General features: G+C 59.3%; 11 protein-coding genes and 1 pseudogene. 8 read left to right on the top strand and 4 right to left on the bottom strand.

Features of this window, described 5'->3' with window-relative positions; all coding sequences use genetic code 11:
• Positions 1-53: 53 nt before the first annotated feature.
• The 3 genes and pseudogenes from LOY70_RS16445 to LOY70_RS16435 form a co-directional block, all read right to left on the bottom strand.
• Positions 54-1,687 (bottom strand): annotated as a pseudogene (locus tag LOY70_RS16445) (hybrid sensor histidine kinase/response regulator).
• Between the two features lie 234 nt (positions 1,688-1,921).
• Positions 1,922-2,437, bottom strand: coding sequence for a hypothetical protein (locus LOY70_RS16440; protein WP_265028470.1), 516 nt, complete (start codon positions 2,435-2,437; stop codon positions 1,922-1,924).
• Between the two features lie 369 nt (positions 2,438-2,806).
• Positions 2,807-3,457, bottom strand: a complete 651-nt coding sequence (locus LOY70_RS16435; RefSeq protein WP_265028469.1) for a response regulator — start codon at positions 3,455-3,457, stop codon at positions 2,807-2,809.
• 507 nt (positions 3,458-3,964) lie between these two features.
• On the opposite strand from LOY70_RS16435, the gene LOY70_RS16430 reads away from it, so the two are divergent.
• The 6 genes from LOY70_RS16430 to LOY70_RS16405 all read left to right on the top strand — a co-directional run bounded on the left by LOY70_RS16430 (position 3,965) and on the right by LOY70_RS16405 (position 11,242).
• Positions 3,965-5,767 carry a PAS domain S-box protein gene (locus LOY70_RS16430; protein ID WP_265028468.1) on the top strand — a complete coding sequence of 601 codons (1,803 nt, stop codon included), beginning with the start codon at positions 3,965-3,967 and terminating at the stop codon, positions 5,765-5,767.
• Positions 5,764-6,126, top strand: coding sequence for a response regulator (locus tag LOY70_RS16425; protein ID WP_123346720.1), 363 nt, complete (start codon positions 5,764-5,766; stop codon positions 6,124-6,126). The genes LOY70_RS16430 and LOY70_RS16425 overlap by 4 nt, the downstream gene beginning before the upstream one ends.
• Before the next feature lie 364 nt (positions 6,127-6,490).
• Positions 6,491-8,545, top strand: a complete 2,055-nt coding sequence (locus tag LOY70_RS16420) for an FAD-binding oxidoreductase (protein WP_265028467.1) — start codon at positions 6,491-6,493, stop codon at positions 8,543-8,545.
• Between the two features lie 149 nt (positions 8,546-8,694).
• Entirely contained in the window at positions 8,695-9,324 is a 630-nt protein-coding gene (locus LOY70_RS16415) for a glutathione S-transferase family protein (RefSeq protein ID WP_265028466.1), read from the top strand.
• Positions 9,325-9,410: 86 nt separating this feature from the next.
• Positions 9,411-10,331, top strand: a complete 921-nt coding sequence (locus LOY70_RS16410) for a LysR family transcriptional regulator (protein WP_265028465.1) — start codon at positions 9,411-9,413, stop codon at positions 10,329-10,331.
• Entirely contained in the window at positions 10,331-11,242 is a 912-nt protein-coding gene (locus LOY70_RS16405) for a LysR family transcriptional regulator (protein WP_265028464.1), read from the top strand. The genes LOY70_RS16410 and LOY70_RS16405 overlap by 1 nt, the downstream gene beginning before the upstream one ends.
• Positions 11,243-11,257: 15 nt before the next feature.
• Here the strand turns inward: LOY70_RS16405 and LOY70_RS16400 are convergent, their stop codons facing one another.
• Positions 11,258-12,163, bottom strand: a complete 906-nt coding sequence (locus tag LOY70_RS16400) for an AraC family transcriptional regulator (RefSeq protein ID WP_265028463.1) — start codon at positions 12,161-12,163, stop codon at positions 11,258-11,260.
• A 110-nt stretch (positions 12,164-12,273) separates the two neighbouring features.
• On the opposite strand from LOY70_RS16400, the gene LOY70_RS16395 reads away from it, so the two are divergent.
• Together LOY70_RS16395 and LOY70_RS16390 are read left to right on the top strand one after the other, a co-directional pair.
• On the top strand, positions 12,274-12,621 hold the full coding sequence (locus LOY70_RS16395; RefSeq protein WP_265028462.1) for a carboxymuconolactone decarboxylase family protein: 348 nt from the start codon (positions 12,274-12,276) through the stop codon (positions 12,619-12,621).
• Between the two features lie 128 nt (positions 12,622-12,749).
• A complete protein-coding gene (locus LOY70_RS16390) occupies positions 12,750-13,193 on the top strand; it encodes an HIT family protein (protein WP_265028461.1) in 444 nt (147 codons plus the stop codon).
• Positions 13,194-13,235: the final 42 nt, after the last annotated feature.

The raw sequence follows: 13,235 nt of genomic DNA, 5'->3' as shown, positions 1-13,235 counted from the left end.
ACACGAGCAAGCCCGCTCCCTGTGGGGGCGGGCTTGCTCGCGAAAGCGGTGGGTCAGGTGGCGGGAATTTTTGAAACGTCGAGCCGCCCCCAGGATCCATCTGCCTTGACCAACTCCAGCAATACCGCGCGCAGTTCCGGCGGTCGCACCGGCTTGGCCAGGACCGAGATATTCAGGCTTTGCAATGACTCGCGTATCCGCGCTATTTCATGCCCGGTAATGACCAGCGCCGGCACTTCCCAGCCGCGTTGCTCGCGTATCGCTGCAATGCACTCGGAACCTGAAACCTTCGTGCCCAGGTCGAAGTCAGCGATGATGATGTCGCAATCGCTGGTCAACCCTTGGCCGTCGCTGTGGGGTTGTACCTCGCAACCCCATTTTTCCAGTAGCACCGAGGTCGCCATCAAGACATTGGCATCGTCTTCTACCAAGCACACCCGCAATCCGTTCAGGCGACTGTGGACCGTCTTCAGCTTGGGTGTCGTGACCCTTGGCGTTGCTTGTTCCAGGCCGCTGATCGCGACCTTGGTGCCCCGTCCGACCCTGGAATCGATGTGAATATCGACATTCAGTAACTGGCTGATGCGTTTGACGATGGACAGCCCGAGGCCCAGTCCCTCGACATCCTTATCGCGCACGTGGCGCACCCGATAAAACTCCTTGAATACCTCCGGCAAGTGTTCGGCAGCGATACCCCGCCCCTTGTCGTAGATCACCACGGCCAGGCCGCTGCGCTGGCGGCGTACGCCGATCAGTACCGGCCGGCCCGGGGCATATTTGAGTGCGTTGGACAGCAGGTTCTGGACCATGGTGGTCAACAGCCCAGGATTGACGTTGACCCAATGAGGGCTGGCCCGCAAGCGCAGCTCAACCCCCGCCCAGCGTGCCGCCTCGGTGTTCTGTCTGACGACGTCCTGCAGCAGAGCGCCCAAGTGAATCGTGTCTGCCTGTGGCACCAGTTTGCCGTGGTCCAGGGTGTAGATATCGAGGATTGAGCGAAATAGCTGCGACACGGTGTGCAGCGAACGGTCGATGTTGTCCACCAGCCGCAATTCTTCCAGGCCGAGCTTGGCGTCACGCAGGCAGGCGGTGAACAGGCCGATGGAGTGGATCGGTTGACGCAGGTCATGGCTGGCTTGGGCCAGGAAGCGTGATTTCTCCTGGATGGCCATGATCGCCTCCTCGGAGGCAATCCGCGTGCGCTTGAGCAGAGTATGCGCATAGGCCGGCACCACGACGGTGGTCACGATTAGCATCAAGAACAGGTAGGGCTGAGTCCGCCAAAATGGATTGAGCCAGAAAATCAGCACCAATACCGACAGTGCGAGGGCGGTCGCCAGTGCCAGGTAGCGGGAACCGAAACGCACGCCGTTGCCCAGCGTCACCCAGAGCAGTGCTGCGTAAATGGGCAGTGCGCTTTCCCCCCCAGCACCATGGCAAAAGCAATGCCGGCATAGTCATGGAACATGGTGAAAAGGCGTCGCCAGAAGAAGTGCCCCGGCTTGCGCTGGATGAGCAAGCGCAGGAGCACCGACGCAATGATGAACGCCACGATGTAAATGATGATCGGCGTGTAGGCCGCGGCGTTATCGGTCTCGATGCTAGCGAGGATGATGATATACACCAGCGCACAGGCGCTGACGATCAGGCGCACTGTGGCCTGATTGAGTTCGCTGTTCTTTTCCACTGACCTTCAACCTCATGATCGGGTAGATGCTGGGCTTCGTGCAATGCGAGTGTAGTTGCGTAACCCTTTGACGCTCCCTTCGATAAATGAAGTCGCGGCTGAAAGGATTGCGTAGAGGCCCGCAAGGGGGGCGGTGAGCGGAGGGACCTGGAGAGAGTGGATCAAGCCGATTCGGCTAACCACCAGGCCTAATCAGGCCAGCGGGCAAGCCGAACCGGCGGATTGCCATGGGGCTCAGTAGAGCCGGTAATATTTCACTACGTCGTCGACGAAGTAGATCGTCAATATTGACCCCTGAGCTTGGCCCTGAGAGGTCTTGGTGCCGGTTGCACTGCTGACGTCATTGGCCACCCTTTGCACTTTGGCTATTTGTGCCGAGGTGTCATACAACTTCATGCGTGTCTCGTCCGATACATACTTGTTCGCTAATTTCATATACCTGTCGAGACCCTCATCCTGTTTGCTGTAAGTCCAATTCGACTCGTTACTGCTACTTGTCGAGTTGAGCGCTTCGGTCGAGGGGGCGCCAAACATCTGGGTAATCTGGCTTTTGGTTGTCTTGCCGGGATAAATCGTCTGTTGCAGGTAAGCGGTATCGAATTTTTTCGCGCCCGAGTTCAAGGCAGTCAAGGAATTCAAGGAGTTCAAGGAGTTCATCAAGTCGCCCGAGTTTGTACAGCCGCTGATGAGCCCAGCCAGCACGCCCAGTGCTACTCCATTTTTTAGTGTTTTTCCATAGTTGAAGGACATAGAGACTTACCTTGAGTTGGTGTTTTCAGGACCGTTCCATTCTTCAGCCGAACAAACGGTGAAGTTGGCCCAGCGTTGCGCAGCCAATCGAACTGTTTAACCCAATAGGGCCCGCAAGCCACAAAGCATCGATACGCGCGGTCATCTGCCCGGCGCATGGCTCATTGTTGTCTAGGTATGTTGACTGCTCGCGTCAGCCTTAATAGAGCACTCACAGAGTAGAGTGTAAAAGCTGGCGCAAGCCATAGCACAAGTGTGCTATGGCTTTGAATAGGGGACGCGAGGATGACGGTTTATATAACTTTGCGACTGTCATGCCTGTTTTTTATACCATCGTTTCGCAGGGCGTCATGCTGAAGACCGACGCGTCTACGGTTTGCCTTTTCCTGCCCAGTCAGTACTGCTGGAGAAATTGGAAAGTTGTGCGGCTGCGGCCGCGCGGGTCGGGACTCCCAGTGCTTTGAGCAGGCTTGAAACATGGATTCGAACCGTGAAAGGTGAAATGCCCAGTTCCTTGGCGATTTCCTTGTTGGTCTTGCCATCAGCCACCAGGCCAAGCACCTGGCGCTGGCGCGCCGTCAGTTGGGTAAGAGACGCTGACTGCAAGTCATCCAGGATTGCGTTTTCCGAGTGATATCGGACGATCACTTCGCCTTCTCGAATCGCCATGATGGCTTCGGCGATGCCGGTGGGGTCGATATTCTTTCCAATAAAACCGTCTGCACCCAGTGACATGACCTGGGAAATAATGTCGATGTCGTCAATCATTGAAACCACAATGATCGAGGTGCGTTTGAACTCGTTGCGCAAATGCCCGATGACTTGCAGTGACTGGATGCCGGGGAAGCGCAAATCAAGAATCAGCGAGTCGACTTCCGCGCCCGACCGGGCGAGCGCCAATACCTCATTAAGGTTGCCGGCTTGTTCTACGGATGCCGTCGGCAGAAGTCGTTCTATGGTTCTCAGCATCCCTTCGCGAAACAGTGGGTGGTCATCTGCCACTATTACTCTGCACGTCATGCTCAAGATCCTCCTGATCTCTCGTCCGCTCATCGTAACCTAAACTGGCAAAGTGGGTTTCACGTTTGAAACAACCATTTATGCGCGAATAACGTCATGAATATGACGGAAAAGAATACTCCCGATCAGGCTCCATTGAGATCGGCGGTCGCGGAGTCGCTTACGTGGGCTGTGGGTGCCCAGTGTAGGGCGACTCCGACGTGCTGAAGGTTCAGGCTTTGAAGGCATGCCACCCTCTGGCGAGCAGCGCGGCGGAAGGTCCTGGCGGTGCGCAACCGTCCCCCCAAGCCTCGGCCTACCTGAAGGTGGAACTAACGGTTACGATGTGCGGGTTTTTTATGAACTCGCAAAGCGAATCAGGATCAAGAGTTCAGCACTGCAGTTTTAGAAAATATCCTTACCCGCATTCAATGGGGTTAATCCGAGCTGGGATCGCCGACTCAGGATGATAATTTTTGGTCGACAGACAGCAGGGACGTTTCAGCCAGGCGGATTGAGGATCGGTTAATGTCAAATGTTGAAGAGCTTGCCCTGGAAACCGTTGCCCCCAGCGAATACGACAGCCTGGTTGCCATGGGGGCAAGCGTGCTCGATGCCATTCCTGGAGCGGTGTATCTCTGCGATCGCGACGGATGGCTCCTCAGGTACAACAGTGAGGCCGCCGAGCTGTGGGGCAGGGCGCCGGTACTCGGCGAGCAGGGGGATCGCTTCTGCGGCTCGCATCGACTTTTTTCAACCGACGGTACGCCACTGGGATTCGAAGACAGCCCGACGGCCTCGGCGCTCAACGCGGGAACTGCGCCGCGCAATCAAGAGGTCATCATCCAGCGTCCGGACGGCTCGCGGTTCGTGGCGTTGATGAACATCCGCGCTCTGAAAGACCGCTGGGGCAGAGTCCAAGGCGCGATCAATTGCTTTCAGGATGTCACGGCACACCATGCCATGGCCGAGGAACTGCGGCGTAAAAGTGCCGACCTGGAAGACTTCTTCGACAACAGTGCGGTGGGGCTGCACATTGTCAGCGGCGAAGGCATCATCCTGCGTGCCAACAGGGCTGAATTGGCGCTGCTGGGTTACTCGGAGCAAGAATACATAGGTCACCCCATCACAGAGTTTCATGTGGATGCCCCGGTGATTGGTGACATCCTCAATAAACTGGGCAGCGGTGACTGCCTGGAAAGTTATCCGGCGCGTCTAAGAGCCAAGGACGGTTCGATCAAGCATGTCGCGATCACCTCCAATGGACGCTTCGAGGACGGCAAGCTTTTCAGCACGCGCTGCTTCACCGTCGATGTCACGATGGCCCAGCAGATGGAAAGCCAGATTCGTGAAAGTGAACAGCATCTGCGTAACATTCTCGAAGCGTTGCCCGCCGCGGTCTATACCACCGATTCAGAAGGCCACATCACGTTCTACAATCGCGCGGCTGTGGAATTGTCGGGGCGCGTCCCTCAGTTGGGCGACATGTGGTGCGTGACCTGGAAGCTGTTCAATACCGACGACAGCCCGCTGCCCCACGACGAATGCCCGATGGCGGTGGCCTTGAAGGAAAACCGCCCGATTCGAGGCGTCGAGGCGGTTGCCGAGCGACCGGACGGGACCCGCGTGCCCTTCGCTCCGTATCCCACCCCCCTGCATGATGCCGATGGCAACCTGGTGGGGGCGATCAATATGCTGGTGGACATCACCGAGCGAAAGCAGGCGGAAAACCGGCAGAAGACGTTGATCGACGAGCTCAACCATCGGGTCAAGAACACTCTGGCCACGGTGCAATCCCTGGCGGCGCAAACGGCGCGCAACGCCGAGGACGCGAAGGACGGCTATTACCGTTTTGAGGCCAGGCTTCTTGCCTTGTCCCGTGCCCATGATCTTTTGACGCGGCGACATTGGGGCCGTACGCCCCTGGACTCCCTGGCCCAGGAAGTGCTGATGCCGGTATTCGGCCACGAGCCCAGCCGCATCGTGGTGGGCGGTGCGTCAGTCGATGTCAGCACGCGGGTCGCGCTCAACCTCACGATGACGCTCAATGAACTGGCGATCAATGCGCTCAAGTACGGCGCGATGTCAGTCGAAACGGGTACGCTTTCCTTGACCTGGGCGCTGCAACCCCAATCGAACGGAACGTTGCTGACCCTGGACTGGCGTGAGCAGGGAGGACCGTCGGTGTCTCAGCCAAAACGGGAAGGGCTGGGGTCTCGTTTGATGAAACGTTGCATCGAACGCGATCTGGGTGGGACATTTGACCTGACCTTCGCCCCGCAAGGTGTGTTCTGCCGCTTCTCGTTTCTGATTGAAGCGTCCGTGGCATGACTCCATTCGCTGGCATCAGGGTGCTCGTTGTCGAGGACGAAGGCGCGATTGCCATGATGATCGAGGAAATGCTGGAGGAACTCGGATGCGAGGTGCGGGCGTCAGTGGCGCGGCTCGTCACCGCATGTGAAGTAGCCCGCCTGGCGGAGATCGACCTGGCCATCCTCGACGTCAACCTGGCTGGCGAACGGGTTTTCCCGGTGGCTGAAATTCTTCGTGATCGCGGCATCGCGTTTTTATTCAGCACCGGGTATGGCGCCAGTGGGCTACCGAGCGAATTCGCCGATCACCCGGTCTTGCACAAACCGTTTTCGCAAAGCGACTTGCAGCAAAAAGTGGCACTTGCCCTGGGACGCTGACCCTTGCTCGAAGGCGGCACATCCAACATTCATCCAAACTGAGCCACCGCGATCGCGAGCAAGCTCGCTCCCACAAGGGAATCGGTGTCGCGCACAAGTTCCGGGCCTACCGAAGATCCAATGTGGGAGCGAGCTTGCTCGCGAAGGCGCCGGCACATTCAGCATTCATCCAAACTGACCCACCTGGAAGACGCCATTTCATTTTATGAAAGAGTGGATTCCAGTTTGTGCGTATTCCTGCGAAGTCGCTTTGGGAAGAAGATGGCCCCACCTGCAATGCACGCCTCTGCAAGAGGTGTCGCGCTGCTTCCCTAATCGTAGCGCACTGACGCAGGCTGCAAGGCCCCGGCGCGAGGAGTAGCTGATGAACGAAGCCACGAAACCACAATCCTCCCCCTGGCATGAAGGTGAGCTGACCTTGCAGCGCGCTGTCGGAGCGGTCGACATGATGGCCAGTGTCGGTCAACGGCAATTGGCTCGCACGTGGATGCCGGATCAGCATCGGGAGTTCTATGCCCAGCTGCCCTTCGTGGTCTTGGGGGCCGTGGATCGCCAGGGCGACGTATGGGCCACCCTGCGCGCGGGGCAGCCTGGCTTCATGCGTTCGCCCAACCCGCAAACCTTGCACATCGATATCAAGCCGCAACCGAGCGACCCGGCCCAGGAGGGCATGGGCGAGGGGGATGCCATCGGTATGTTGGGGATCGAGTTGCACACTCGCCGACGTAACCGCATGAACGGCACTGTGCGTCGTCAACTTGACGAAGGGCTCGAGATTTCAGTGAGCCAGGCCTATGGCAATTGCCCGCGCTACATCAACCTGCGCCAGTACGCCTTTGTCGAAGAACAGGCTGCCGAGCCTGTTCAACTGACCCCGACGGCCCCGTTGGTCCGGCGCCTGGTCACACAGGCCGATTCGTTTTACATCGCCAGCTATGTGGTCCGTGACGGCGAGCGGCAAGTCGATGCCTCTCACCGTGGCGGCAAGCCGGGGTTCGTGCGCATGGATGAAAACGGCACGCTGACCATCCCCGATTTCTCTGGAAACCTGTTCTTCAACACCTTGGGAAATATTCTGCTGAACCCACGGGCGGGGTTGGTGTTCATTGATTTTCAGACCTGCGACCTCCTGCAAATGAGCGGTTCGGCCCAAGTGCTGCTGGACGACCCCGAAATCACCGCGTTCCAGGGTGCCGAGCGGCTATTGCGCTTCACGCCGCAGCGCATTGTCTACCGTCAGGCCGCGCTCCCGCTGCGTTGGAAGGACCAGGCCGAGGGCGCGTCGCCCAATTCGTTGATGACCGGGAGCTGGGCGCAAGCCGCCGAGCGCTTGCAGGCCGAAGCCCTGCGGACCCACTGGCGTTCATTGCGGGTCGAGCGCGTGGTGGATGAAAGCCACAACATTCGCTCTTTCTATCTGCAAGCCACTGATGGGGTCGGCTTGCCCAAGTTTGAAGCCGGCCAGCATCTGCCTGTGCGGATCTTGCTGGAAGGCCAAAGGACGCCGTCGATTCGAACCTATAGCGTCTCCAGCGCGCCGTCGGATGATTTCCTGCGCATCAGCGTCAAGCGCGACGGTTCGGTGTCATCGCACCTGCATGGCCAGATCCAGGTGGCGCACGAGATTGAAGCGCGGGCGCCCCAAGGGCACTTCACGGTCCAGCCCACCGAGCGACGGCCCTTGGTGCTCCTTGCCGCGGGTGTCGGCATCACGCCGCTGTTGTCGATGTTGCGCGAGGTGGTTTACCAAGGACAACGCATCAGCCGCATGCGCCCGGTCTGGCTGGTACAAAGCGCACGCACGGTGGCTGACCTGGCGTTTCGTGCTGAACTCGACGCGCTGGCGGCCCGCGCCGGGGACAAGTTGCGGATACTGCGGATGGTCAGCCAACCGCCCACCGAGGCGGGCGTGGGCGAAGGTTACGATGCCGCGGGCAGGATCGACGTGGAGCTGCTCAAGACACTCCTCCCGCTCAATGACTACGACTACTACCTGTGCGGGCCGGGCAGTTTCACCCAGGCGCTGTATGACGGCCTGCGCAAACTGCGCATCCCTGACGAGCGTATTCACGCCGAAACCTTCGGTCCGTCGACGCTGGTGCGGGACGTCGAAGTCAGCATACCCGCGGCGCCGCAAACGCCTGCGGCGAGCGAAGCGGTGAAGGTGTTGTTCTCCAGCTCCGGCAAGGAGGCCCGTTGGGAGCCAGGCAGTGGCACGTTGCTCGAACTGGCAGAGGCGCGCGGCTTGAGTCCGGAGTTCAGCTGCCGCGGCGGCTCCTGCGGCACCTGTAAAACCCGCCTGAAACGCGGCCAGGTGCATTACCTCAACAGCCCGGCGGAGCCCCTGGCTGACGATGAGGTGCTGATCTGTTGCGCGGTGCCGGCCCAGGGCAGTGAGACGGTGGTACTTGAGGTGTGAGGACATGGACTGGCCAGCGGGGCTGACTGTTTCAAATAGTGAAATACTGGATTGTAAAAGCTGGTGATTCCGCTGTTTGGGGTTGGAGGGGAGGATAGCGCCATCGACGCGATTCCCGCCTCGAGTCCAAAAACTACATGGAGTACGTCATGTCTCAGCAAGCGATCAAGCTTTATCGCCACCCATTGTCTGGTCACGCCCATCGCGTCGAACTGATGCTCTCGCTGCTTGGCCTGCCGACCGAACTGATATCCGTGGATCTGATGAAAGGCGAGCACAAGACCCCGGAGTTCCTGGCCCTCAACCGTTTTGGCCAGGTCCCGGTGATCGATGACAACGGCACTGTCCTGGCTGACTCCAATGCAATCCTGGTGTACCTGGCGGCCAAGTATGGCGATGAGCAATGGTTGCCGAGCGATCCACTCGCACAGGCGCAGGTCCAGCGCTGGCTTTCGGTCGCCGCCGGGCAGATCAACTCAGGGCCGGCCAACGCGCGATTGATCACGGTGTTTGGCGCCGGTTATAACGCCGAGGACGCCATCAACCGTTCCCATGCCTTGCTGAAGGTCATGGAGAGCGAGTTGGGCCAGCGTGCATTCCTGGCGGGTGACAAGCCGACCATCGCCGACGTTGCCGCCTACACCTACGTGTCACACGCACCGGAAGGGAATGTCGCGCTGACTGACTATCCTCATGTCCGCGCGTGGCTGGGCAGCATCGAAGCGTTGCCGAATTTCGTTGGCATGCAACGTACCGCCAAGGGCTTGCAACAAGCCTGATTCAAACCGCACGGGCGTGCCGTGGAGCATTTGCGGCAAGCCCGTCGCGCCCCGCAGTAGACGCCCCCATCAAGACTGGATCGTCCATGGACCGCTTTCAGGAAATGCAGATTTTTATAGCGGTTGCCGAAGAGGAAGGCTTTGCCGCGGCCGCCCGTCGCTTGCACATCTCACCGCCGAGCGTGACGCGCGCCATCGCTGCGATGGAAGAACGGATCGGTACCCAGCTGTTGTCCAGGACGACCCGCAATGTGCATCTGACCGAAGCGGGCCAACGCTATCTGGAAGATTGTCGACGGATTTTGAGCGAACTCGATGAAGCGGAGGAGGCGGCTGCCGGCAGCTACTCGATACCGTGCGGCTATCTGACCGTCACGGCGCCGGTCCTGTTTGGCGAACTGTACGTTGCGCCACTGCTGACCGATTACCTGGATCAGTTTCCCTCGGTGCACCTCAATGCATTGTTGGTCGATCGTGTGGTGAACATGACCGATGAAGGGATCGATGTAGCGATACGCATCGGTCATTTGCACGAAAACGGTCAACACGCCATCAAGGTCGGAGAAGTCCGGCAGGTGATCTGCGCGGCGCCCGCGTACTTCGAGCGATATGGAAGGCCACGGCACCCTGCGGAGCTGAAGGCGGCCAGGATCGTGATGTCGTCTGCCAGTCACTTACTGAGCGATTGGCAATTCATGGAAGGTGCCAACCCGCTGAGTTTGCGCTTTGACCCGCGCCTGGTGGTCACCGCCAATCAGGCTGCGATCAATATTGCCTGCCTGGGCTGGGGGATCACGCGGGTCTTGTCCTATCAAGTGGCCAGGCACGTCGCTGACGGCGCGCTGGAAGTGGTGCTCGAGGACTTCGAGCTGCCGGCCTTGCCGATCCACGTGGTGTACCAGAAGAGCAATCGAGTACCTGCCAAGGTGCGCACGTTCGTCGATTTTCTCGCCGGTCGGCTCGGGGGCGATGAGACGCTCAAGTCGCTGGTCAAAGGAATCGGCTGATGGCGCGCTACCATGAAATGCTGATGTTCCATGCGCTTTCGCAAAGTCCGAGCCTCGCATCGGCCGCCCAGCGCCTCAACGTATCCGGTCCCACCGTGGTGCGTGCCATTGCCCGGCTGGAGGCACGACTTGGCGTGCAATTATTGTCACGAAGCACTCGCGGGGTGCTGCTGACTGAAGCCGGAACGGCATTCATGGCCGATTGCTCACGGATCCTCAAAGGGATCGATGACGCCGAGGCTTGCGCCCAGGGGTTGCATGTCCAGGCGCAGGGCAGCCTGACGGTATGGTTGCCGTTGCTCTTCAGCCGCTATGTCATGGCACCGTTGCTGGCCGATTACATGGATCTCTATCCCGAGATAAGGGTGTTCGCGCATTACCACGATCGTTTTCCGAACATGAATGAGGAAGGGGTGGATGTGGCCGTGCTGGTGGGGCATTTGCCCAATTCTTCATTGGTCGCCCGTTCGGTTGGCAGTGTTCGCTCGATCGTTTGCGGCAGTCCGGCCTACCTGGCTGCCCACGGTGAGCCTGTCGTGCCGCAGGATTTGCAAAAGCATCGACTGATCGCCACGCAAGCCAATCAGGAACGCGTTCAGTGGTCATTTCAGACCCAGGGTGAGCAGAGCAACGTCAGGGCACGCACGCGGCTCAGTTGCGCGACCCTACAGTCGGCCATCGATGCGGCAGCCCATGGGGCAGGGTTGACACGGTGTGTGAGCTATCCGTTGTACGACTATTTGAACAGCGGGCGCTTGCGCAGGGTCTTGCAACCGTATGAACCGACCTCGACACCGGTCCAAGTGGTTTACCGGGAACGACGCAAGGCTTCAATGCGCGTGCGCAGTTTCGTCGATTACATCGTTGACCGCCTGCGCGAGCATCCGGCCCTGGGGCCTGATGTCGCCTGAGCTGCCCCATCAGCCTCACATGTCACGCCGTACTTTTCCGGGGGCTTGGCCATAGATCTCCTTGAATTTCTTGCTGAACGCCGCCTGGGATTGGTAACCCACCTGCACGGCGATGTCGCTCAAGCCCAGATGTGAATGGCTCAGCAGGCCGAACGCCAGCTCCATGCGCACTTGCGTCAACAACACCCATGGCGACACCCCGGCCACTCGAACGAACGCCCGCATGAAGGAGGCGCGCGACATACTGGCGGTCTCGGCCAGGCTTTGAATCGTCCACTCGTGGGCAGGGTCCGCCAACATCGCCTGCCAGGCCCGACCCAAGCGTTTGTCGCCGAGCAGGGCCAGCGAGCCGCTGTCCTGGCCGTGGTTGGCCAGGTGAGCGCGCAGGATCAGGGTGAACAGCGCCTGGGACAGCGCGTCGAGCAAAAACCGAGCGCCAACCTTGTCCTCGTCCGCTTCGCCTCGAATGACCTCGACCAACGCCGTTAGCGGTCCATTGGCCGGCAAGGCACCGCTGGGAATCAACAGGTATTCGGGCAGGGATGCAAATAACAGCGAGGCGCGGTTGAAGTGAAAACCACCGCAGAGCATGTCCAGTTCAGGGCTGGCGCCGCCAATGCGATGGATTGGCAACGGGTTTGCAGGGACGATGTCTGGCGTGGTCGGCGCCAGGGTTTTTCCGGGGCTGTGCACCAGGTGCCGGGCGCCACGCGGCAACAGCAGAATGTCACCGGCGCGCATGGGCAAACGCTGCCCGTCGGCAAACTCTACCCGGCATTCCCCCGCCAACACGATGTGATAGGGCGCCTTGCCCAGCACTTGCTGTTCATGATCCACAGCCCAGTCGCCCTGGAACTGGCAACGCAGGTCCAGGCTGCCGCGCACGTTGGCCAGGCTGATGAGTTTATCGATCGCATTCATTTGAGCATTTCGCAAAAAAAACTGAGCGGATTGAACAAACCCGAAGGGCGTCAGGGTGAAAAACTGAGTGCGTCGAAACAGTACACCCAACCCACTCAGGAGTTAATGCCATGTTCAATAACTGGTCCGAATTATTGCCCACCATCCAGAAAGCCTTTGGCGCGCTGGGCAAGAGCAACCCCAAAATGGTCAAGGCCTACATGGCCCTTGGCGAAGCCGCCAGCGAAAACAACGTGCTCGACGCCAAGACGCGCGAATTGATCTCCATCGCCATCGCTGTCACCACTCGCTGTGACGGTTGTATCGCTGCCCATACGGACTCGGCGATCAAGGCCGGCGCCAGCCGCGAGGAAGTGGCCGCAGCCCTGGCCACCGCGATCTCGCTGAATGCGGGGGCGGCATACATCTACTCGCTGCGTTCGCTTGAAGCCTATGACACGTTGAAAAAAACGGCGTGATCGTATGCTGCCTCAGGCCCGGGTACTGCAACGTGCTCGGGCACTGAGGACCGGTTTGTGCTAAACCTTTTGATCGGTCGCCAGCTGGCTGGCCCCACTTGTCTTGAGCACTTTATAAGGGACTGATCATGAGCCTCCACGGCCAATACGATTCGCAGAACATTTTTGCGCTGATCCTTCGGGGCGAAGCGCCGTCCTACCAGATTTATGAAGACGCCGACGTCATGGCCTTCCTGGATGTTTTTCCGCAATCCCGCGGTCACGTCCTTGTGATCCCCAAGGCCTCCCAGGCGCGCAATATTCTGGAGGTCGAACCCGCTATCCTCGCGGCGATGATGTCTGCCGTGCAGCGGCTCACGCGCGTCATCGTGGATGAGTTGAAGCCGGACGGCGTACAGATCGCCCAGTTCAATGGCGCTGTGGCCGGGCAAACGGTCTATCACATTCATGTGCACATCATCCCGCGTTGGGAGGGTGAAACGCCTGGCGAACATGGGAGAGGGAAGGCCGATCCTGAGGAACTCAAGGTTCTGCAGGCACGTTTGGTTGAGCGCATTCGTTCCATGGACTGACAAGCGCAGGCACGTTTGTCGTCCATGGTTACGCTGGGTATC

It is taken from the genome of Pseudomonas sp. B21-054 (assembly GCF_026016345.1).
In the GTDB taxonomy this organism is placed as follows: Bacteria; Pseudomonadota; Gammaproteobacteria; order Pseudomonadales; family Pseudomonadaceae; genus Aquipseudomonas.
Note: the sequence above shows the minus strand (reverse complement) of the source record. Positions and strands in the feature narration are given on the sequence as shown.